Here is a 20,313-nt window from a genome sequence, read left to right as displayed (position 1 = left end):
CGGGATCTTATTGTGCGCCACACTCTTGATAATTTGCTGGAAACTGCCGGCATTGTGATTTCCAACAGGCAAAAAGACTTATTAATACAGTATGTTGAAATGCTGAATAAGTGGAATAAAGCCTATAATCTGACGTCGGTTCGCGAGCCCCGGCAGATGCTTATCCGCCATATTATGGACAGTATCGTAGTCGAGCCTTATTTGCAGGGGCAACGCTTTATCGATGTCGGAACCGGCCCCGGATTGCCGGGGATCCCGCTGGCGATCGTCCGTCCGTCAGCGCACTTTACTTTGCTTGATAGCCTGGGAAAACGCGTTCGCTTTTTGCGTCAGGTGCAGCACGAATTACAGCTTGAAAACATTTTCCCGGTGCAAAGCCGGGTTGAGGACTTTCCTGCCGAACCGCCCTTTGACGGTATTATCAGCCGGGCATTTGCTTCGCTACAGGATATGGTTATGTGGTGTCATCATCTTCCCGCCAGACCGTCAGGACGCTTTTATGCGCTGAAAGGCATGTTGCCTGAGGATGAACTGAAGACGCTTCCTGAAGGCGTTGAGTTAGAGCAGGCGATCCGCTTATCGGTGCCGGAATTGGAAGGCGAGCGCCATCTGATTGTACTTAAACCAAATTAATTTTGCGTTTTATCAAAAAAATTATAACTAATTATTTCGCCGGCGGTTATTCACATTCTGGACATGCGGTTTGGTCGTTTGGCGATTAACGATCACCAAAATTTCACATATGCGGTATTTTTCGGATGAGGGATATACTTTCACGATTAATAGTCACTGGCGAAAATAACTCCAGGACGCCAAAAATTCGCGGATTTTTGTGTTGGTTAAGTAAAAAAATAATATCAATAATGTCAATAGATAGTTGAAATTATGTTTATCGGATGTTTTTAGGTTATTTCTTTTTAACTTATTGAATTTAAATTGAATAAATAGCTTTCTTGGCCAAAGATAAAAAATAGCGTGATCTATTATGAAATGTTAAGGAATCGTTTGTGTGAGGCGTATCACATATTAGAGGCCTTTAGAAATTAATTACACCGCATAGGTGCGATTATGATTGCCAGCCAAAATGAAGCGCCGGAAAGAAATTTAAATAATTGTTCACCTTTTCGCTACTTATCCATTGAATTCGCAGGTATGACCCGTATAATTTGCTCGTTTTTTGCTGCTTGACTCAACGGTATAAAGGCAGTTTTATACGTCATTCAGCATACCTCTGGAAGGGACGGAGAAAGCAAACGCCATGCCTGTATCCTTTTACAGCGGAAAAACGGCTTTGAAGCTGCTGTTACTGCAGTTTGCTGCTTTTGCCCTGTTGAGCGTTATTTTCGCTGTTCGCAGTGTTGAAGCCGGAGCTTCCGCGTTAGGCGGGGGGCTGGCGGTTTGGTTGCCGAATGTCCTGTTTGTGCTGTTTGCCTTGCGTCGTCAGTCGGACAAACCCGCGGATGGACGCGTTGCCTGGTCATTTGCCATCGGTGAGGCACTCAAGGTATTGATCACCATTGCATTGTTGGTGGTGGCGTTGGGCGTATTCAACGCGGCTTTTTTTCCGCTTGGCCTGACTTATTTATCGGTGCTGGTTATGCAGATAGCGGCACCGGCCGTTATTAATCGTTACCGTAATTAACAACAAAAGGGTAAGAGACATCATGGCTGCTGGAGAAATCTCTACTCCGCAAGAGTATATCGGTCATCACCTGACGCATTTGCAGGTGGGAACGGGATTCTGGTCGATCAACATCGATTCGATGTTTTTCTCTGTCGCTCTTGGGATCCTCTTTCTGGTGATCTTCCGCCGGGTTGCCAAAAATGCGACCAGCGGTGTGCCGGGTAAATTGCAAACGGCGGTCGAACTGATTGTCGGCTTCGTTGATAGCAACGTGCGCGATATGTTCCATGGCAAAAGCAAGCTGATCGCGCCGCTGGCGCTGACCATTTTCGTCTGGGTGTTCCTGATGAACCTGATGGATCTGCTGCCAATCGATTTTCTGCCTTACATCGGCGAACATGTTCTTGGTCTGCCCGCTCTACGCGTGGTGCCGTCTGCCGATGTCAACATTACGCTGTCAATGGCGCTGGGGGTCTTCGCCCTGGTTCTGTTCTACAGCATCAAAATGAAAGGGGTGGGTGGTTTCGTTAAAGAACTGACCATGCAGCCGTTCAATCATCCAGTATTTATTCCTATCAACCTGATTCTTGAAGGTGTCAGCCTGCTGTCCAAGCCGGTTTCTCTTGGTTTGCGACTGTTTGGCAACATGTATGCGGGTGAGTTGATCTTCATCCTGATTGCCGGCTTGCTGCCGTGGTGGTCGCAATGGTTGTTGAATGTGCCCTGGGCCATTTTCCACATTTTGATTATTACGCTTCAGGCTTTTATTTTCATGGTTCTGACGGTTGTTTATCTCTCGATGGCATCTGAAGAGCATTGATTTTCTTTCAACACAATAACGTTTTAACTGAAATAAACTGGAGACTGTCATGGAAAACCTGAGTGTGGATCTGCTGTACATGGCTGCCGCGTTAATGATGGGTTTGGCGGCAATCGGTGCTGCGATCGGTATCGGCATTCTGGGTGGTAAATTCTTGGAAGGTGCTGCGCGTCAGCCTGACCTGATTCCTCTGCTGCGTACACAGTTCTTTATCGTAATGGGCCTGGTTGACGCCATCCCGATGATTGCTGTTGGTCTGGGCCTGTATGTGATGTTTGCGGTGGCCTAAGCGGAAAATGTTTTCCGCCGGGATTGAAACATCAACTTATTTAACTTTGAAAGAGGCATTGTGCTGTGAATATTAACGCAACAATCCTCGGCCAGGCCATTGCGTTCGTCCTGTTTGTCTGGTTCTGCATGAAGTATGTATGGCCGCCGATTATGGCTGCCATTGAGAAACGTCAGAAAGAAATTGCTGACGGTCTGGCTTCTGCCGAACGTGCCAAAAAAGATTTGAACCTGGCGCAGGCCAATGCGACAGATCAACTGAAGAAAGCCAAAGCGGACGCGCAGGTCATCATTGAGCAGGCAAACAAACGCCGCGCTCAAATCCTGGATGAAGCGAAAGTGGAAGCGGAAGCCGAACGTAACAAAATTGTGGCGCAGGCGCAGGCTGAAATTGAAGCCGAACGTAAACGCGCGCGTGAAGAGTTGCGTAAGCAAGTCGCCATGTTGGCTATCGCCGGTGCCGAGAAAATTATTGAACGTTCCGTGGATGAAGCTGCCAACAGCGACATCGTTGATAAACTGGTCGCTGAACTGTAAGGAGGGAGGGGCTGATGTCTGAATTTGTCACGGTAGCTCGCCCCTACGCCAAAGCAGCTTTTGACTTTGCGGTTGAGAACCAGGCGGTTGAACGCTGGCAAAACATGTTGGCGTTTACGTCTGAAGTCACGCGCAACGAACAGATTGGCGAGTTGCTTTCCGGTGCGATGGCGCCGATTGAACTGGCTAAAACGTTTATTGCCGTTTGTGGCGATCAACTTGATGAAGCCGGTCAGAACCTGATTAAGGTGATGGCCGAGAACGGACGTTTACCGGTGCTTCCCGAAGTGCTGGAACAATTTATTCAACTGCGGGCAGCGCAGGAATCGACGGTTGACGTCGAGGTTGTTTCTGCCAGTGCGTTGAGTGAGCAGCAATTATCGAAGATAGCCGCTGCGATGGAACAACGTCTGTCACGCAAAGTGAAGCTGAATTGCAAAATTGATAAGTCTGTCATGGCCGGCGTGGTGATACGCGCAGGCGATATGGTGATAGATGGCAGCATTCGCGGTCGTCTGGAACGTCTGGCAGACGTCTTGCAGTCTTAAGGGGACTGGAGCATGCAACTGAATTCCACCGAAATCAGCGAACTGATCAAGCAGCGCATTGCTCAGTTCAATGTGGTGAGCGAAGCTCACAATGAAGGTACTATTGTTTCCGTCAGCGACGGGATCATCCGCGTTCACGGTCTGGCCGACGTGATGCAGGGGGAGATGATTTCCCTGCCGGGCAACCGTTATGCGATTGCACTGAACCTGGAGCGCGACTCCGTTGGTGCGGTGGTGATGGGGCCGTATGCGGACCTGGCCGAGGGCATGAAAGTCAAATGCACCGGCCGTATTCTTGAAGTACCGGTTGGCCGCGGCCTGCTGGGGCGCGTGGTTAACACGCTGGGTGCGCCGATTGACGGTAAAGGCCCGCTGGATCACGACGGTTTCTCTGCGGTTGAAGCGATCGCCCCCGGCGTTATCGAGCGTCAATCCGTCGATCAGCCGGTTCAGACGGGCTATAAATCCGTCGATGCCATGATCCCTATCGGCCGCGGCCAGCGTGAGCTGATTATCGGCGACCGTCAGACCGGTAAAACGGCGCTGGCTATCGACGCCATCATCAACCAGCGTGATTCCGGCATCAAGTGCGTGTATGTCGCTATCGGGCAGAAAGCGTCCACCATTTCCAACGTGGTGCGTAAGCTGGAAGAACATGGCGCGCTGGAAAACACCATTGTGGTGGTGGCTACCGCGTCTGAATCCGCCGCGTTGCAATATCTGGCGCCGTACGCCGGATGCGCCATGGGCGAATATTTCCGCGACCGCGGCGAAGATGCGCTGATTATTTATGATGACCTGTCCAAACAGGCCGTCGCTTATCGTCAGATCTCTCTGTTGCTTCGTCGTCCGCCAGGTCGTGAAGCTTATCCGGGCGATGTTTTCTATCTCCACTCCCGTCTGCTGGAACGTGCCGCGCGTGTCAACGCCGACTATGTCGAGGCTTACACCAAGGGTGAAGTAAAAGGAAAAACCGGTTCCCTGACCGCGCTGCCGATCATTGAAACCCAGGCGGGCGACGTTTCCGCGTTCGTTCCGACCAACGTAATTTCTATTACCGACGGTCAGATCTTCCTGGAGTCCAACCTGTTCAACGCCGGCATCCGTCCCGCGGTTAACCCGGGGATTTCCGTATCCCGCGTGGGTGGCGCCGCTCAGACCAAGATCATGAAAAAACTGTCCGGCGGTATCCGTACCGCGCTGGCGCAGTACCGTGAACTGGCGGCGTTTTCCCAGTTTGCATCCGATCTTGACGATGCAACCCGTAAGCAGTTGAGCCACGGTCAGAAAGTGACCGAGCTGCTGAAGCAGAAACAGTATGCGCCGATGTCGGTTGCGCAACAGTCTCTGGTTCTGTATGCGGCGGAACGCGGTTATCTGGAAGACGTTGAACTGGCGAAAGTCGGCAGCTTTGAGGCGTCGCTGCTGGCGTATGCCGATCGTGAGCATGGCGAACTTCTGCAACAAATCGACCAGACTGGCGCTTATAACGATGAGATCGAGGGCAAGTTCAAAGGCATCCTCGATACCTTTAAGGCAACCCAGTCCTGGTAACGCCGGTGGCCTGCTGTAAAGCAGGCCGCAAGGCATTGAGGAGAAGCTAAAGATGGCCGGCGCAAAAGAGATACGTAGTAAGATCGCAAGCGTCCAAAACACGCAAAAGATCACCAAAGCGATGGAAATGGTCGCCGCTTCCAAAATGCGTAAATCGCAGGATCGTATGGCGGCCAGCCGTCCTTATGCGAAAACCATACGCAATGTGATTGGTCACCTTGCGTTGGGAAATCTGGAATATAAACACCCGTACCTGGAAGAGCGTGACGTTAAGCGTGTCGGGTATTTGGTGGTGTCTACCGATCGTGGCCTGTGCGGTGGCTTGAACATCAACCTGTTCAAAAAGCTGCTGGCGGAGATGAAATCCTGGAGCGACAAAGGCGTTGAAACCGATTTAGCGCTGATTGGCTCCAAAGCAGTCTCTTTTTTCGGTTCGGTGGGCGGAAACATTGTTGCTCAGGTCACCGGCATGGGGGATAACCCTTCCGTGTCGGAATTGATCGGTCCGGTGAAGGTTATGCTGCAAGCCTACGACGAAGGTCGCCTGGACAAGCTGTATATCGTGAGCAACAAGTTCATCAATACCATGTCTCAGGAACCGCTGGTTGTTCAGCTGTTGCCGTTGCCGCCTTCGGATGACGGTGAGTTGAAGAAAAAATCCTGGGATTACCTGTATGAACCCGATCCCAAGTCGCTGCTGGATACTCTGCTGCGTCGTTACGTGGAATCCCAGGTTTATCAGGGCGTCGTAGAGAATCTGGCCAGTGAGCAGGCCGCGCGAATGGTGGCGATGAAAGCCGCGACCGATAACGGCGGCAGCCTGATCAAAGAGTTGCAGTTGGTATACAACAAAGCTCGTCAGGCCAGCATTACTCAGGAACTCACCGAAATCGTCGGGGGAGCCTCCGCGGTTTAAAGCAGGTTTACGAATTACGTATTGTCGAATTACGTAGAGGATTCAAGATGGCTACTGGAAAGATTATCCAGGTAATCGGCGCCGTGGTGGACGTCGAGTTCCCGCAAGATGCCGTACCGAAAGTGTACGATGCGCTTGAGGTGGAGAACGGTGCTGAAAAACTGGTGCTGGAAGTGCAGCAGCAGTTAGGCGGCGGCGTGGTTCGCTGTATCGCAATGGGGTCTTCCGACGGCCTGCGTCGCGGGTTGAAGGTAAATAACCTGGGACATGCGATCGAAGTACCGGTTGGTAAAGCGACGCTGGGTCGTATCATGAACGTACTGGGCGAACCGGTCGACATGAAAGGCGACATCGGCGAAGAAGAGCGTTGGGCGATTCACCGCGCGGCGCCAAGCTACGAAGAACTGTCCAACTCGCAGGAACTGCTGGAAACCGGCATCAAGGTTATCGACCTGATGTGTCCGTTTGCCAAGGGCGGTAAAGTCGGCCTGTTCGGCGGCGCCGGCGTAGGTAAAACGGTAAACATGATGGAGTTGATCCGTAACATCGCCATCGAGCACTCCGGTTACTCGGTGTTTGCCGGTGTAGGCGAACGTACCCGCGAAGGTAACGACTTCTACCATGAAATGACCGAATCCAACGTTATCGATAAAGTATCGCTGGTCTATGGTCAGATGAACGAGCCGCCGGGCAACCGTCTGCGCGTGGCATTGACCGGTCTGACCATGGCGGAAAAATTCCGTGATGAAGGCCGCGACGTGCTGCTGTTCGTCGATAACATTTATCGTTACACCCTGGCCGGTACGGAAGTCTCCGCACTGTTGGGCCGTATGCCTTCTGCGGTAGGCTACCAGCCGACGCTGGCGGAAGAAATGGGCGTATTGCAGGAACGTATTACGTCCACCAAAACCGGCTCCATCACCTCCGTTCAGGCCGTTTACGTGCCAGCGGATGACTTGACCGACCCGTCGCCCGCCACCACCTTTGCGCATCTGGATGCCACCGTGGTACTGAGCCGTCAGATCGCGTCTCTGGGGATTTACCCGGCCGTTGACCCGCTGGATTCCACCAGCCGTCAGTTGGATCCGCTGGTTGTCGGTCAGGAACACTACGATGTGGCGCGTGGCGTGCAGTCCATTCTGCAACGTTATCAGGAACTGAAAGACATCATTGCGATCCTGGGTATGGACGAGCTGTCGGAAGAAGACAAGCTGGTGGTATCCCGCGCTCGTAAGATCCAACGTTTCCTGTCACAGCCGTTCTTCGTGGCGGAAGTGTTCACCGGTTCTCCGGGCAAGTACGTATCCCTGAAAGATACCATTCGCGGCTTTAAAGGTATTATGGACGGCGAATACGACCACCTGCCGGAGCAGGCGTTCTACATGGTTGGCTCCATTGAAGAAGCAATGGAAAAAGCCAAGAAACTGTAACGCCTTGTAGGAGGGTGATATGGCTGCTATGACTTACCATTTGGATGTCGTTAGTGCGGAACAGGCGATGTTCTCCGGTCTGGTGCAGAAAATCCAGGTGACCGGGAGCGAAGGCGAACTGGGTATTTATCCGGGACATGCCCCTCTGCTCACTGCCATTAAGCCTGGTATGGTTCGTATTGTGAAACAGCACGGTGAAGAAGAGTATATCTACCTGTCGGGCGGCATCCTTGAGGTGCAGCCGAACATGGTTACCGTACTGTCCGATACCGCCATCCGCGGGCAGGATCTGGATGAAGCACGCGCGTTGGAAGCGAAACGCAAAGCCGAAGATCATATCCGCAATTCGCATGGCGACGTGGATTATGCCCAGGCTTCCGCGGAGCTGACGAAAGCGATTGCCAAGCTGCGCGTTATCGAACTGACCAGAAAAGCGATGTAACCGATTAGCGTGTTATAAACAGAAGCCAGCCAGTTGATACTGACTGGCTTTTTTCATGTATCAGGATTTTGTGCCGCAGTCTTCAATGCGCGTCGTTTCTGTTTTTCCAGGAAAAACATAACCTCCAGCTTTAATCCGTCCGGATCAAGAAAATAAACCGCGTAATAGCCCTCGCCGTAGTCGGGATAATCGGCTGGCGCATCCACGATAGTCACGTTTTTTTGTTGAATAAAGGTATAAAGCGCATCGACATCCTCACGTTTTTCTACCTCAAATGCGTAATGATGATATCCCACATCCCCCGTACGGTGCGGGTGTTTACGCCCTTTTGCATCAGCCTCGGTAATCCAGAACATGGTTTCGCCATTGTTCCAGCCGATTACGCGATCGAACTCCCACTCGATAGCGAATCCCAGGAAGCCGAGGATGTGATCATAAAAGTATTTTGAACGCGCCAAATCACTCACGCGAATGGCAAGATGATCAATACCTACTACATTTACCATATCGATCCTTTGGCTGTTTTATACCTGCTTTCGCAGACGGTTGACTAAATTCGCCGGTTTATTTTTGATAACGTAATCATTAACCCGATCACCTTTATCATCACGAGGAAAAGTGGCGGAGACTGTGATTGAAACGAAATTATTCGTTTTTACTTCTATTAACCCCGGAAGCCTGAATAGCGATGTCGCCATGTTATGGATGTATTAAGCGCTTAACTTCGCTCTGTTTTCAGAAAAAACTCATGAAAAACTATCTTATTTGAGTATAAGTTTCGGTACACTCTGGTTATACCTTATTTCACCCCTTTTGATTGTCCGCCAATCAGTTTTTGTCAGGATGCTTATGACGAACAGCGCGATGAGTGTGGTTATCCTTGCCGCAGGCAAAGGAACCCGAATGTATTCCGATCTTCCTAAAGTTTTGCACCCATTAGCGGGTAAACCGATGGTTCAGCATGTGATTGACGCCGCGATGACTACCGGCGCGCAGCATGTCCATCTGGTTTACGGGCACGGGGGCGACCTGCTGAAGCGCGAACTGTCCGATCCGGCGTTGAACTGGGTATTACAGGCGGAGCAATTGGGAACCGGGCATGCCATGCAGCAGGCGGCGCCGTTTTTTGCCGATGATGAAGATATTCTGATGCTGTACGGCGATGTGCCGTTAATTTCACCGACAACGCTACGCAACCTGTTGCAGGCTAAACCTCTGGGCGGAATTGGCTTGCTGACCGTTAAGCTGGACGACCCCTCGGGTTATGGGCGCATTGTGCGTGAAAACGGGGCGATTGTCGGGATCGTTGAGCACAAGGATGCCAGCGACGAACAGCGCCGGATTAATGAAATCAATACCGGGATTCTGGTGGCCGCCGGTAAGGATTTGAAGCGCTGGTTAAGCCAGTTGAATAATGATAATGCGCAGGGCGAGTATTACATCACCGATATTATTGCGATGGCGGCGGCAGAAGGCCGACGCGTCGTCGCGGTGCATCCCGATCGCCTGAGCGAAGTGGAGGGAGTGAATAATCGCCTGCAACTGTCGGCGCTGGAGCGTGTTTATCAGCATGAACAGGCGGAAAGATTATTGCTGGCCGGCGTAATGTTGCTTGATCCCTCCCGTTTTGATCTGCGTGGTGAATTGCTTCACGGCCGCGATGTTACCATTGATGCCAACGTGGTGGTGGAAGGTCAGGTTACGCTGGGCCATCGGGTTAAAATCGGCGCGGGCTGTGTGATTAAAAACAGCGTGATTGGTGATGATTGTGAAATCAGTCCATACTCAGTGCTGGAAAACGCCACGCTTGAAGCGCACTGCACCATCGGGCCGTTCGCCCGTTTGCGTCCGGGCGCCGAGCTGGCGGAAGGCGCCCATGTCGGTAACTTTGTCGAACTGAAAAAAGCCCGCCTGGGTAAAGGTTCAAAAGCCGGTCATCTGAGTTATTTAGGCGATGCCGATATCGGCGCCGGTGTTAATATTGGGGCGGGAACCATCACCTGTAATTATGACGGCGCCAACAAGCATAAAACGGTGATTGGCGATGATGTGTTTGTCGGGTCGGATACCCAGCTGATCGCGCCGGTCAAGGTTGCCAGCGGCGCGACCATCGGCGCGGGCACCACCGTCACGCGCGATGTGGCGGAAAACCAACTGGTGATCAGCCGCGTCAAGCAGCAGCACATTGATGACTGGCGGCGGCCGGTGAAGAAGAAATAATGGATTTATCAGCCTTCGTCACCTCGGAGGCTGTTTTGCGCTGTGTTTTCATTGATGGTTCGGCCATAAAAAGCACAGGGCAAAACATAATAATCCCCAACTCTCTACAAGGCTCGGGGAACCCGGAAAATCCGGAACAATCAGGTCTAAGACATCCCAGGTGACACAATATGTCACTTTTATAGGAATACAATCGATGTGTGGAATTGTAGGCGCTGTTGCGCAACGTGATATTTCGGAAATTTTGTTGGAAGGTTTACGCCGTCTTGAGTATCGCGGCTATGACTCAGCCGGTCTGGCGGTGGTGGACAATGAAGGGCAGGTCGCCCGTCTGCGGCGTCTGGGTAAAGTGCAGATTCTGGCTCAGGCCGCTGAAGAGCACCAACTGCATGGCGGTACCGGGATTGCCCATACCCGTTGGGCCACTCACGGTGAACCGTCAGAGGCCAATGCGCATCCGCATATTTCTGAAAATATCATCATCGTACATAACGGGATTATCGAAAACCACGAACCTTTGCGCGAACTGATGATCGAACGCGGCTATCGCTTTGTGTCGGAAACCGACACCGAAGTGGTGGCGCATCTGGTTCATTTTGAACAGAAACAGGGCGGTTCGCTGCTTGAGGTGGTCAAGCGGGTTATTCCGCAACTGCGCGGCGCCTATGGCATGGTGGTGCTGGATAGTCGCGATCCAAGCGTATTGGTTGCCGCGCGTTCGGGCAGTCCGCTGGTTATCGGTCTCGGCGTGGGGGAAAACTTCATTGCTTCCGACCAGTTGGCGTTGCTGCCGGTTACCCGTCGGTTCATGTTTTTGGAAGAAGGCGATATAGCTGAAGTTCAGCGCCGCAGCGTTCGCATTTTTGATAAAACGGGCAACCTTGCCGTACGCGAAGAGATTGAATCAAAAGTTAATTATGATGCCGGTGATAAAGGCGCTTACCGTCATTACATGCAGAAAGAGATCTATGAACAACCGATGGCCATCAAGAATACGCTGGAAGGGCGTTTCAGCCACGGTGAGGTCAATCTCTCTGAATTAGGCCCGAAAGCGGACGAACTGCTGGCGCAAGTGCAGCATGTTCAGATCATCGCCTGCGGCACCTCTTACAACTCGGGTATGGTTTCCCGCTACTGGTTTGAAGCGTTGGCGGGGATCCCGTGTGATGTGGAAATCGCCTCCGAGTTCCGTTATCGCAAACCGGCGGTGCGGCAGAATAGCCTGATGATTACCTTGTCTCAGTCCGGTGAAACGGCGGATACGCTGGCGGCGCTGCGTTTGTCCAAAGAGCTGGGCTATCTGGGGTCGCTGGCGATATGCAACGTGGCGGGTTCGTCGCTGGTGCGCGAGTCCGATCTGTCGCTGATGACCAAAGCCGGCGTTGAAATCGGCGTTGCATCAACCAAAGCGTTTACCACCCAGTTGACCGTGCTGTTGATGCTGGTGGCGCGTATTGGCCGCCTGCGCGGTATGGATGCGCAGGTTGAGCATGACATCGTCCATGGTCTGCAAGCGCTGCCGGCGCGTATTGAACAAATGCTGTCGCAGGATAAGCTTATCGAGTCGCTGGCGGAAGGGTTCTCTGACAAGCATCATGCGTTGTTCCTCGGCCGTGGCGATCAGTATCCGATCGCGATGGAAGGGGCGCTGAAGCTGAAAGAAATCTCCTATATTCATGCGGAAGCCTATGCCGCCGGTGAATTGAAACATGGCCCGCTGGCGTTAATTGATGCGGATATGCCGGTCGTGGTGGTGGCGCCCAACAATGAACTGCTGGAAAAACTGAAATCCAATATTGAAGAGGTTCGCGCGCGCGGCGGTGAGCTGTATGTCTTTGCCGACCAAGATGCCGGATTCGTCAGTAGCGAAAATATGAAAATTATTCCGTTGCCGCACATTGAAGAAATCATCGCGCCGATTTTCTATACGGTGCCGCTGCAATTGCTGGCTTACCATGTCGCGCTGATCAAAGGCACTGATGTCGATCAGCCGCGCAATCTGGCCAAGTCTGTTACGGTGGAATAAACCGCGTCTGCTCGTCAAGATCAAATCCGCCTTGTGGTGATGGTATCCACAAGGCGGATTTTTTTGTAAGTGTCATAGGCTCAACCTGTCTAAACCTTTGCTGCGCCGGCTTCAGTCGGGCGGGGTAAACGGCGTATTTTTGATGCTTTTTTGTCAACGTATATTTATTTTGTGTAAAATAGTTTGAATGGTGCATTATTTCCATGTGGAAGTTTTGCTTGGTAGCGGCTAACTTATTGATTTATTGACAGGGATATGATGAAAAAACAACTTATTTTAGCGGGCTTGATTTGTATTGCTGCATTGGCCGGTTGTGCGACGCGTACCGTCCCGGTGGCGAATGTGACGACACCCATCGCCGGGCAACACACCAACGATCAAATAAAAACAGCCATTCTTGCGGCCGGCCAGCAACGTAAATGGATAATGACGCCGATTTATTCCGGCGTGATTGAAGGGCGTTTAATACAGCGTAGTCATGTCGCCAATATTCGTATTAATTATTCAACAACCAGTTATTCAATCAATTACGTTAGCAGCCAGAACCTGTTGGCGGGCGAGGGGAAAATCCATCGTAACTATAATAGCTGGATAAATAATCTGGATCGCGATATTCAATTAAAACTTGCAGAACAGCAGATTAAATAAAATATAACAGCCGAATAAATATAGGCTTATTCGGCTTTTTTACTCGGTAATATTTGCCACCGCAAGGGAAATCATCGTGTCTTACGGATATGACAAAGATAGCGTCAGCGCGCTGGACGCGATTACTGAAGCTCAGCGTATTGCTTTTGCACCGATGCTATTTCAGGCGGCTATCAACCTGCGCAATTACGGCATTCTGGCTTTTCTGGATAAATGCGGCCATAACGGCGCCGGCCTTGACGATATCGTCAACAACGTTTCATTAAGCCGCTACGCGGTTGAGCTGCTGCTGGATGTTGGGCTGAGCGGTCATATTGTCATACAGCGTGGCGATGATTATTTTCTGTCTAAAATCGGTCACTATCTGCTTCACGATCGCATGACCCGCGTCAATATGGATTTCACCCAGGACGTTTGTTATCAGGGGATGTTTTATCTTGATGAAGCATTGTCGAAAAGTAAGCCTGCGGGATTAAAGGTTTTTGGTGAATGGCCGACTATTTACCCGGCTTTGAGTCAGTTGCCGCCGCAGGTAAAAGAAAGTTGGTTCGCTTTCGATCATTTCTATTCCGACGCCGCGTTTGATGCCGCATTGCCGCATATTTTTCAGCAAAAACCGAAGCATTTGTATGATGTGGGGGGAAATACCGGGAAATGGGCAATACGCTGTTGCGACTACGATAGTGATGTTCACGTCACTATTCTCGATCTGCCTGAACAGATCGATCTGGCGCAAGCAAATATCGCAGATACGGGTAAATCCGATCGTATTTGCGGTGTGGCTGTGGATATGCTCTCAGACAGCCCGTTGCCGGGCGATGCGGATATTTGGTGGATGAGCCAGTTCCTCGATTGTTTTAGCGAGGAACAGATCGTGGCTATTTTAGGCAAAATCGCCCGATCGATGAAAGCGGATGCACGCGTCTGTATTCTGGAGATTTTCTGGGATCGTCAGCAGTGGGAAGCCGGGGCTTTCAGTCTTAACGCTTCTTCGCTCTACTTTACCTGCCTGGCTAACGGCACCAGCCGTTTTTATGCGGCCAGACGCTTTTTGCCGCTGTTGGGCGAAGCCGGGTTTAGCGTGGAGCAACAAATTGACGGTCTTGGTATTGGTCACACGCTGCTGATCTGTAAAAAACAATAAAGCCGCGGCGGTATGGCATATGTGCTTCCGGTTGGTTTATGGAACATTGAAAGAAGAACAATAGTATGAAACTCGCTTTTTCAATCCTTGACTGGCAGGCCAGCGCACCGGGGCTTGGCAATATTGATGACTGGTTGCGTTGGGCGACGCGGCCGGCGGCAATACACGCCGATCGGCCGCTGGAGAAGTGTCGCCAACTGCCGATGATGATGGCCCGTCGTTTAAACAGCGGCAGCCGTTTGGCCGTGGATTGTGGATTGGCGCTGCTGCGTCGTCAGGCGGCCGATGCGATTGTTTTTACCTCTCGTCACGGTGAGCTGGAGCGCAACCTGCGCATTTTGCAGGCGTTATCACGCAATGAAAATATTTCCCCTACCGATTTTGCCATGTCGGTTCACAATGCGGCGGTAGGAAGCCTGACCATTGCCGCCGCGGCGCCGCTGGTATCGACATCGCTGGCGGCCGGCATCGATTCTTTCCAGCAGGGGTTGGTCGAGGTAAGCGCATTGCAGGCCGCAGGCTACAAAAACGTGCTGCTGGTGGATTTCGACGGCGCGATCCCTGAGTTTTATCATCGCCACATTCCCGCCCGGATGCCTCGTTATCCTTATGCCGTTGCCGTGCTGTTGGGGTGCGGTGAAGAGATAAGCTGTCGATCGACGCCGGTGGCGGAACGTGAAGAGCCGGAATTACCGCAAAGTCTGCGCTTTTTGCATGCGTTTCTGGCCCGGCAACCGGCGTTTCATATTCGCGGCGAACGGCTCAACTGGCAATGGGATAGGTGCGATGTCTGAATCTTCATTAATATTACGCGCATCATCAGGTTTAAATCGTTTATGGCGACTGGCGATGACCGGCTGCTGTTTTGCGCTGTTTGGGCTTGGTGGTTTACTGCTGTCGCTGGTGTGGTTCAATCTGCTGCTGATTCAACGCGACGCCGCTCGCCGCCGTCGACTGGCTCGTCGCAGCATATCGGTCAGTTTCCGTTTCTTTTTATGGCTTTTGCGGACGCTGGGGGTCTTGGATTATCGCATTGAAGGCGTTGAAAGCTTGCAAGCCGATAGAGGCTGCCTGGTGGTCGCCAACCACCCATCGTTAATCGACTACGTGTTGCTGGCCTCGGTGATGCCGGATGTGGATTGTCTGGTTAAGGCCGAGTTGCAGCATAATTTCTTTATTCGGGGCGTCATTCGCTCGGCAAATTACCTGCTCAACAGTCAGTCCGCGACGCTGCTTCCCGATTGTCAGCAGAGACTGGACGCCGGGGATGTGATCATTATTTTCCCCGAAGGCACGCGTACGCGTTATGGCGAGCCGATGGTGTTGCAGCGTGGCGCCGCCAATATCGCCGTGCGTTGTGGCTGTGATTTGCGGATTGTGCACATTCGCTGTAATCAGAAGATGTTGGATAAACAAAGTCGTTGGTATCAAATCCCGCCGGAGAAACCTTTTTTCACCGTCAGCGTTCGCGAACGGATCGGTAATAAAACTTTTATGGCGACAGAAGAAAAAGACGCGCTGCCTTTGGCCGCGCGCCGTCTGAATCGCCTTTTACACCAATCTTTAACACCAGAAAATTTATAATTATTCGGGAAAAGGCATGGAAAATACATTCATTGAAATTAAAGAGATGATTATTGAATCTCTGAATCTTGAAGACGTTAGCGTCGATGAGATCGAGACCGATGCGCCGCTGTTTGGCGATGGTCTCGGCCTGGATTCCATCGACGCCCTTGAACTGGGGTTGGCGATAAAAAATCGCTATGGCGTAGTGCTTTCCTCTGAAAGCGAAGAGATGCGTCAGCACTTTTTTTCCGTGGCCACCCTGGCCGCTTTCATTAACACTCAGCGCGCAGTGAGTGCCTGATAATAAAATAACGAGTCAATAATGGATAAAAACGAAATTTATCAGGAAATTACCGATCTGTTGGTCAAGCTGTTCGAGCTGGATGCGGAGGATATCAAGCCTGAGTCCCGACTTTATGAAGATCTTGAGTTGGACAGTATTGACGCGGTGGATATGGTTGTTCATCTGCAAAAGCGCATTGGCCGCAAAATTTCGCCGGAAACCTTTAAATCGGTGCGTACTGTGCAGGACGTTGCCGATGCGGTGGAAAGCCTGATCAATGAAGGCTGACGAGCGAACCAACGGATGCGCGCGCTGATAAACAGCCTGAACTGGCTGATGACGCTGGCGTGGCCTTTTCTGGTCTGGTTCAGCGTTGTTCACCCGGAGCATCGCTGGCTGCCGGCAGCGCTGGCGCTGATGTTTTTTTTGCGCTTCGCCACCGTGCGAGGCGATAAAAATCTTTTTAAGGGAACCGGGTTGCTGCTGGCGACAGCGGGTGCGGCGCTGTGCCTCGCCAGTTTGTCGCTGAGCGACGGGCAATGGTTATTGTGGTATCCCGTTGCGGTAAATGCCGTGATGTTGCTGCTGTTCGGCAGTTCCCTTTATCGCGGAATGCCGCTGGTGGAACGCCTTGCTCGTTTGCGGGAGCCGGAACTCCCGCCGCGGGCGGTCGCCTATACGCGCCGCGTCACGCAAATCTGGTGTCTGTTTTTCGTTTTTAACGGCGGTGTTGCCGTACTGACCTGCCTGGCAGGCAATGTTCATTGGTGGACGTTATGGAATGGCATGATCGGTTATCTGCTGATGGGGCTGTTGATGGGGGGCGAATGGATAGTACGCCAGCGTCTGAGAAGACTGGCATGAGTTGCATGACCCCCCGGGCTATCGGCAACTGGCTGAACGACGATGATGACCCGCAGCGAATTGTCGCCGACAATGGCGTGCAGGCGTTCACGTTGGGTAGGTTAAAACGGCAGGTCGCCGCGCTTTGCCAGCAGTTGCTTGGCCGTAACGAGTTGCGCTGGGCGCTGTGCTTTGAGGACAGTTACTTTTTTACCGTCGGGCTATTGGCGGCGCTGCATGCGGGAAAAGTTCCGGTGGTTCCCGGGCATTGCCGACAGTCTGTTCTGCAAGAGCAGGCCGATGAGTTTGACGGCTTGCTGACCGATGCGGCGCTCAATCTGAACTGTCCGGTGCTTACGGTAACCGCAAGCGAACAATGTGGAGGTGCCGCGCTGCCTGAAATAGCGGACGATGCCTGTATCGTGCTGTTTACCTCCGGCTCTACCGGCAAGCCGCGACAAGTGGTGAAACCGGTGCGCTGTCTGGACGAAGAATCGCGCTGGCTGGCTCAACGCTGGGGAGATCGGCTGCAAGAATGCTGCGTTATCGCGTCCGTTACCCATCAGCATTTGTATGGCCTGACGTTTCGTATCTGGTTGCCGATGGCGCTGGGTTTGTGTTTTGACAGCCGGGCGGTGCTTTATACCGAACAGCTCGCCGCTCGGGATCCGCAGCGGCGTTATGTTTTTATCAGCAGCCCGGCTTTTTTACGTCGTATCGACCGTTCGCTTAAGGCGCCGACCTGCCGGTTGATTGTTTCCGCCGGCGGCGCCTTGCCCTGGGTAAACGCCGAGGCGGCAATCAGTTGGTTTTCCACGCCGGTTGATGAAATTTACGGTAGCACCGAAACCGGCGTGCTTGCCTGGCGAACCCGTAAGGCTGAAAACACGCCGTGGCGGCTTTTCGCCGGCGTATCGTTGTTGCCCGACGAGCAGGATAACTGGTGGGCGCGTTCGGCGCTGATCCCGCATCCGGCCGGGCAGAAGCTGGATGACAAGCTGGCGTTTGACGACGCGGGAAACTTCCAACTGTGCGGCCGGCACGATCGGGTGGTTAAAATAGAGGATAAACGTATTTCCCTCAGCGAGATCGAACGGCGTTTACTTGAACTGCCGGAAATTGCCGATGCGGTTGCTTTACAAATTACGCGTACCGAGCGCAGCGGTATCGGCGTGGTGCTGGTACTGACGTCAGCGGATTTGGCCGCCGATCTGCCGCGTTTAAAGCGTCAGTGGCGGCATGAACTGCACAACTGGCTGGAGCCGCTGGCGATGCCGCGTTTCTGGCGCGTCGTCGATGTTATTCCCCACAATAGCCAGAGCAAGCGCGCCTGGCCGCAAATACAGGCGTTGTTTCATGCTACCCGTTGAGCTTTCACGTCAGTGCGCGGAACAGCGGGCCGAGCTTACCCTGCGGGCGACGGAGGATCTGTTCTGGTTCAAAGGCCACTTTCCCGGACAGCCGCTGTTGCCCGGGGTGGCGCAGTTGGACTGGGCGCTGCGCTACGCGGCGGAACTGTTGGCGCCGGGCTGGCGGTTTTCGTCGGTCGAAAACATTAAATTCCAGCAGCCGATTCTGCCCGGTAAAATCCTGCGTCTGGTGTTGGTTTGGCATGCCGACAAGCAATGGCTGACCTTTAGCTACCATATTCTGGACGATGAGGCGGAGCGAATCGCCAGCAGCGGGAAAATTAAGCTATGTCGATAAAACACGCGTCGATAAAGGGTGAGTTTTCACCCTGTGTGGTGATCCCCTGCTATAACCACGGCGCCATGATGCGCGATGTCATGGCGCGTCTGGCTGCGCTTTGCCTGCCGATTTTTATTGTCGATGACGGAAGCGATGCGCCGACGCAAACGGTACTGGCGCAATTGGCGCGGGAAAACCAACGCGTCACGCTGGTGCGTCTGGCGCAAAACAGCGGCAAAGGCGCGTCGGTGATTTGTGGCCTTGAGGCCGCGGCGCAAGCCGGGTATAGCCATGGGTTGCAGGTGGATGCCGACGGCCAGCACCGGATTGAGGATGCGCCTCGCCTGTTGGCGGAGGCCAAACGCTTTCCTGATTGCCTGATTTCCGGCCGGCCGGTTTACGATGCCTCGGTGCCGAAATCGCGCCTGTATGGGCGCTATGTCACCCATGTCTGGGTCTGGATTGAAACGCTGTCGTTTTCCCTGAAGGACAGCATGTGCGGCTTTCGGGTTTATCCCCTTGAAGCCACCCTGGCGTTGACCGCACAGCATACGGTTGGCCGCCGCATGGATTTCGATACGGAAATCATGGTGCGGCTTTACTGGGCCGGCACGCCCAGCCGTTTTATCGATACCGAGGTGGTCTATCCGCACAACGGGCTTTCTCATTTCGATGCCCTGCGCGATAACCTGCGTATTTCCTGGATGCATACCCGGCTGTTTTTCGGCATGTTGCCGCGCATTCCCTGGTTGCTGAAGCAGCGCCGTGAGGCGCACTGGTCAGGCGTGGAAGAGCGCAAGGGCTTGCTCGGCATGCGCTTTATGCTGGCGGTTTATCAACGGCTGGGGCGCGGGGTGTTTACGCTGTTGCTGTGGCCGGTTATCGCCTTTTACTGGCTTACCGGCGGCTCGCAGCGTAAAGCCTCTCAGGCGTGGCTGCGCCAGATAATCGATTACGCGCGGCGGCATCGGATTTCGCTGCCGCTGCCGCTGAACAGTTATCGTCATTTTCTGCGTTTTGGTCAGTCGATGCTGGATAAAGTCGCCAGCTGGCGGGGCGAATTACACTGGGGAACCGATATTGATTTCGCTCCCGGCGCCCGGGAGGTGATCGAACAAGGGCGGCCGCGCGGGCAGTTGATCCTGGCGTCTCATCTTGGTGATATTGAAGTCTGCCGGGCGCTGGCGCAGCAGGTGAGCGGACTGGTGATCAATGCGCTGGTCTTTACCGATAACGCGCAGCGTTTTAAGCAAGTGCTGGAAGAGATCGCCCCGCAGGCCGGGGTGAATCTCATCCCGGTCAGCGATATCGGCCCGGATACGGCGATGATGCTGCAACAAAAGCTGGAAGCCGGCGAGTGGGTGGCGATCGTTGGCGACCGCACGGCGGTAAACCGCCAGCGCGGCGGCGTTCGTCGCGTTGTCTGGAGCCGGTTTCTCGGGCGTGACGCCCCCTTTCCCCAGGGGCCATTCATTCTGGCGGCGGCGCTGCGTTGTCCGGTGCTGTTGATGTTTGTGATCCGCGAACGCAAGATGCTGCGCGTCTATTGCGAGTCGTTCGCCGACCCGATAGTGTTGCCGCGCGCTACCCGTCAGCAGGCATTACAGCAGGTGGTCGATCGCTATGCCGAACGCCTGGCGCACTATGCGCTGAAATCGCCCCTCGACTGGTTTAATTTTTTTGATTTCTGGCGTCTGCCGCATGAGGATCAGGCCGCCGGGAAAAAGGAGTAACA

Annotated in this window: 23 protein-coding genes; 22 read left to right on the top strand and 1 reads right to left on the bottom strand. The window is 53.1% G+C overall.

What is annotated here, in order from left to right; genetic code table 11:
- Nucleotides 1-12: 12 nt before the first annotated feature.
- From rsmG to HOY33_RS12985, 10 genes are all read left to right on the top strand, one after another.
- Nucleotides 13-633 carry a 16S rRNA (guanine(527)-N(7))-methyltransferase RsmG gene (gene rsmG, locus HOY33_RS13030; protein ID WP_172290636.1) on the top strand — a complete coding sequence of 207 codons (621 nt, stop codon included), beginning with the start codon at nucleotides 13-15 and terminating at the stop codon, nucleotides 631-633.
- Nucleotides 634-1,258: 625 nt separating this feature from the next.
- The gene (gene atpI, locus HOY33_RS13025; RefSeq protein WP_172290635.1) at nucleotides 1,259-1,642 is read left to right on the top strand and encodes a F0F1 ATP synthase subunit I; all 384 of its coding nucleotides are present in this window, start codon (nucleotides 1,259-1,261) and stop codon (nucleotides 1,640-1,642) included.
- A gap of 22 nt (nucleotides 1,643-1,664) precedes the next feature.
- Nucleotides 1,665-2,444 (top strand): F0F1 ATP synthase subunit A, encoded by a 780-nt coding sequence (gene atpB, locus HOY33_RS13020; RefSeq protein ID WP_172290634.1) that lies wholly within the window; start codon nucleotides 1,665-1,667, stop codon nucleotides 2,442-2,444.
- 49 nt (nucleotides 2,445-2,493) lie between these two features.
- Complete coding sequence (gene atpE, locus HOY33_RS13015; RefSeq protein ID WP_005976545.1) at nucleotides 2,494-2,733, top strand: F0F1 ATP synthase subunit C; 240 nt, start codon at nucleotides 2,494-2,496, stop codon at nucleotides 2,731-2,733.
- A gap of 65 nt (nucleotides 2,734-2,798) precedes the next feature.
- Nucleotides 2,799-3,269 (top strand): F0F1 ATP synthase subunit B, encoded by a 471-nt coding sequence (gene atpF / locus HOY33_RS13010; RefSeq protein WP_109491494.1) that lies wholly within the window; start codon nucleotides 2,799-2,801, stop codon nucleotides 3,267-3,269.
- 14 nt (nucleotides 3,270-3,283) lie between these two features.
- A complete protein-coding gene (gene atpH / locus HOY33_RS13005; protein WP_172290633.1) occupies nucleotides 3,284-3,817 on the top strand; it encodes a F0F1 ATP synthase subunit delta in 534 nt (177 codons plus the stop codon).
- Nucleotides 3,818-3,829: 12 nt separating this feature from the next.
- On the top strand, nucleotides 3,830-5,371 hold the full coding sequence (gene atpA, locus HOY33_RS13000) for a F0F1 ATP synthase subunit alpha (protein WP_172290632.1): 1,542 nt from the start codon (nucleotides 3,830-3,832) through the stop codon (nucleotides 5,369-5,371).
- A gap of 52 nt (nucleotides 5,372-5,423) precedes the next feature.
- Nucleotides 5,424-6,287: a F0F1 ATP synthase subunit gamma gene (atpG, locus tag HOY33_RS12995; RefSeq protein ID WP_172290631.1), complete on the top strand. Its 864-nt coding sequence runs from the start codon at nucleotides 5,424-5,426 to the stop codon at nucleotides 6,285-6,287.
- Between the two features lie 47 nt (nucleotides 6,288-6,334).
- On the top strand, nucleotides 6,335-7,717 hold the full coding sequence (atpD, locus tag HOY33_RS12990) for a F0F1 ATP synthase subunit beta (RefSeq protein ID WP_172290630.1): 1,383 nt from the start codon (nucleotides 6,335-6,337) through the stop codon (nucleotides 7,715-7,717).
- Between the two features lie 28 nt (nucleotides 7,718-7,745).
- On the top strand, nucleotides 7,746-8,159 hold the full coding sequence (locus HOY33_RS12985) for a F0F1 ATP synthase subunit epsilon (RefSeq protein WP_172290667.1): 414 nt from the start codon (nucleotides 7,746-7,748) through the stop codon (nucleotides 8,157-8,159).
- Between the two features lie 53 nt (nucleotides 8,160-8,212).
- On the opposite strand, the gene HOY33_RS12980 is transcribed toward HOY33_RS12985, so the two are convergent.
- Nucleotides 8,213-8,665, bottom strand: coding sequence for a VOC family protein (locus HOY33_RS12980; protein ID WP_172290629.1), 453 nt, complete (start codon nucleotides 8,663-8,665; stop codon nucleotides 8,213-8,215).
- Between the two features lie 343 nt (nucleotides 8,666-9,008).
- Here HOY33_RS12980 and glmU point away from each other — a divergent pair, with 343 nt between their 5' ends.
- The 12 genes from glmU (at nucleotide 9,009) to HOY33_RS12920 (ending at nucleotide 20,311) form a co-directional block, all read left to right on the top strand.
- Entirely contained in the window at nucleotides 9,009-10,379 is a 1,371-nt protein-coding gene (gene glmU / locus HOY33_RS12975) for a bifunctional UDP-N-acetylglucosamine diphosphorylase/glucosamine-1-phosphate N-acetyltransferase GlmU (protein WP_172290628.1), read from the top strand.
- A gap of 196 nt (nucleotides 10,380-10,575) precedes the next feature.
- A complete protein-coding gene (gene glmS, locus HOY33_RS12970) occupies nucleotides 10,576-12,405 on the top strand; it encodes a glutamine--fructose-6-phosphate transaminase (isomerizing) (protein ID WP_172290627.1) in 1,830 nt (609 codons plus the stop codon).
- 258 nt (nucleotides 12,406-12,663) lie between these two features.
- Nucleotides 12,664-13,053, top strand: a complete 390-nt coding sequence (locus tag HOY33_RS12965; protein ID WP_172290626.1) for a hypothetical protein — start codon at nucleotides 12,664-12,666, stop codon at nucleotides 13,051-13,053.
- A 76-nt stretch (nucleotides 13,054-13,129) separates the two neighbouring features.
- Nucleotides 13,130-14,197: a methyltransferase gene (locus tag HOY33_RS12960; protein ID WP_172290625.1), complete on the top strand. Its 1,068-nt coding sequence runs from the start codon at nucleotides 13,130-13,132 to the stop codon at nucleotides 14,195-14,197.
- 65 nt (nucleotides 14,198-14,262) lie between these two features.
- Nucleotides 14,263-14,991 (top strand): beta-ketoacyl synthase chain length factor, encoded by a 729-nt coding sequence (locus HOY33_RS12955; RefSeq protein ID WP_172290624.1) that lies wholly within the window; start codon nucleotides 14,263-14,265, stop codon nucleotides 14,989-14,991.
- A complete protein-coding gene (locus tag HOY33_RS12950; RefSeq protein WP_172290623.1) occupies nucleotides 14,984-15,781 on the top strand; it encodes a 1-acyl-sn-glycerol-3-phosphate acyltransferase in 798 nt (265 codons plus the stop codon). Before HOY33_RS12955 ends, HOY33_RS12950 begins: the two co-directional genes overlap by 8 nt.
- A 16-nt stretch (nucleotides 15,782-15,797) precedes the next feature.
- A complete protein-coding gene (locus HOY33_RS12945) occupies nucleotides 15,798-16,064 on the top strand; it encodes a phosphopantetheine-binding protein (protein ID WP_172290622.1) in 267 nt (88 codons plus the stop codon).
- 21 nt (nucleotides 16,065-16,085) lie between these two features.
- Nucleotides 16,086-16,334 carry an acyl carrier protein gene (locus HOY33_RS12940; protein ID WP_172290621.1) on the top strand — a complete coding sequence of 83 codons (249 nt, stop codon included), beginning with the start codon at nucleotides 16,086-16,088 and terminating at the stop codon, nucleotides 16,332-16,334.
- 15 nt (nucleotides 16,335-16,349) lie between these two features.
- The gene (locus HOY33_RS12935) at nucleotides 16,350-16,910 is read left to right on the top strand and encodes a hypothetical protein (protein ID WP_172290620.1); all 561 of its coding nucleotides are present in this window, start codon (nucleotides 16,350-16,352) and stop codon (nucleotides 16,908-16,910) included.
- On the top strand, nucleotides 16,907-18,259 hold the full coding sequence (locus HOY33_RS12930; RefSeq protein WP_172290619.1) for an AMP-binding protein: 1,353 nt from the start codon (nucleotides 16,907-16,909) through the stop codon (nucleotides 18,257-18,259). The genes HOY33_RS12935 and HOY33_RS12930 overlap by 4 nt, the downstream gene beginning before the upstream one ends.
- Nucleotides 18,246-18,596 carry a 3-hydroxyacyl-ACP dehydratase FabZ family protein gene (locus HOY33_RS12925; protein ID WP_172290618.1) on the top strand — a complete coding sequence of 117 codons (351 nt, stop codon included), beginning with the start codon at nucleotides 18,246-18,248 and terminating at the stop codon, nucleotides 18,594-18,596. The genes HOY33_RS12930 and HOY33_RS12925 overlap by 14 nt, the downstream gene beginning before the upstream one ends.
- On the top strand, nucleotides 18,587-20,311 hold the full coding sequence (locus HOY33_RS12920) for a glycosyltransferase (RefSeq protein WP_172290617.1): 1,725 nt from the start codon (nucleotides 18,587-18,589) through the stop codon (nucleotides 20,309-20,311). Before HOY33_RS12925 ends, HOY33_RS12920 begins: the two co-directional genes overlap by 10 nt.
- The last annotated feature ends 2 nt before the right edge of the window (nucleotides 20,312-20,313 follow it).

Origin of the sequence: Brenneria sp. hezel4-2-4, assembly GCF_013155275.1 — a bacterium.
Taxonomy (GTDB): Bacteria; Pseudomonadota; Gammaproteobacteria; order Enterobacterales; family Enterobacteriaceae; genus Brenneria.
The sequence above is the reverse complement of the archived record's forward strand: the minus strand, read 5'-3'. Positions and strand labels throughout refer to the sequence as shown.

Excerpts from the sequence above, each read along its gene's own strand:
- HOY33_RS12945 (WP_172290622.1), top strand. The coding sequence starts at position 15,798 with ATGGAAAATACATTCATTGAAATTAAAGAGATGATTATTGAATCTCTG.
- HOY33_RS12940 (WP_172290621.1), top strand. The coding sequence starts at position 16,086 with ATGGATAAAAACGAAATTTATCAGGAAATTACCGATCTGTTGGTCAAG.
- HOY33_RS12935 (WP_172290620.1), top strand. The coding sequence starts at position 16,350 with ATGCGCGCGCTGATAAACAGCCTGAACTGGCTGATGACGCTGGCGTGG.
- atpE (WP_005976545.1), top strand. The coding sequence starts at position 2,494 with ATGGAAAACCTGAGTGTGGATCTGCTGTACATGGCTGCCGCGTTAATG.
- HOY33_RS12980 (WP_172290629.1), bottom strand. The coding sequence starts at position 8,665 with ATGGTAAATGTAGTAGGTATTGATCATCTTGCCATTCGCGTGAGTGAT.
- HOY33_RS12985 (WP_172290667.1), top strand. The coding sequence starts at position 7,746 with ATGACTTACCATTTGGATGTCGTTAGTGCGGAACAGGCGATGTTCTCC.
- glmU (WP_172290628.1), top strand. The coding sequence starts at position 9,009 with ATGACGAACAGCGCGATGAGTGTGGTTATCCTTGCCGCAGGCAAAGGA.
- atpH (WP_172290633.1), top strand. The coding sequence starts at position 3,284 with ATGTCTGAATTTGTCACGGTAGCTCGCCCCTACGCCAAAGCAGCTTTT.
- atpG (WP_172290631.1), top strand. The coding sequence starts at position 5,424 with ATGGCCGGCGCAAAAGAGATACGTAGTAAGATCGCAAGCGTCCAAAAC.
- HOY33_RS12965 (WP_172290626.1), top strand. The coding sequence starts at position 12,664 with ATGAAAAAACAACTTATTTTAGCGGGCTTGATTTGTATTGCTGCATTG.
- atpB (WP_172290634.1), top strand. The coding sequence starts at position 1,665 with ATGGCTGCTGGAGAAATCTCTACTCCGCAAGAGTATATCGGTCATCAC.
- atpI (WP_172290635.1), top strand. The coding sequence starts at position 1,259 with ATGCCTGTATCCTTTTACAGCGGAAAAACGGCTTTGAAGCTGCTGTTA.
- HOY33_RS12950 (WP_172290623.1), top strand. The coding sequence starts at position 14,984 with ATGTCTGAATCTTCATTAATATTACGCGCATCATCAGGTTTAAATCGT.
- HOY33_RS12930 (WP_172290619.1), top strand. The coding sequence starts at position 16,907 with ATGAGTTGCATGACCCCCCGGGCTATCGGCAACTGGCTGAACGACGAT.
- HOY33_RS12925 (WP_172290618.1), top strand. The coding sequence starts at position 18,246 with ATGCTACCCGTTGAGCTTTCACGTCAGTGCGCGGAACAGCGGGCCGAG.
- HOY33_RS12920 (WP_172290617.1), top strand. The coding sequence starts at position 18,587 with ATGTCGATAAAACACGCGTCGATAAAGGGTGAGTTTTCACCCTGTGTG.
- glmS (WP_172290627.1), top strand. The coding sequence starts at position 10,576 with ATGTGTGGAATTGTAGGCGCTGTTGCGCAACGTGATATTTCGGAAATT.
- atpD (WP_172290630.1), top strand. The coding sequence starts at position 6,335 with ATGGCTACTGGAAAGATTATCCAGGTAATCGGCGCCGTGGTGGACGTC.
- HOY33_RS12955 (WP_172290624.1), top strand. The coding sequence starts at position 14,263 with ATGAAACTCGCTTTTTCAATCCTTGACTGGCAGGCCAGCGCACCGGGG.
- atpA (WP_172290632.1), top strand. The coding sequence starts at position 3,830 with ATGCAACTGAATTCCACCGAAATCAGCGAACTGATCAAGCAGCGCATT.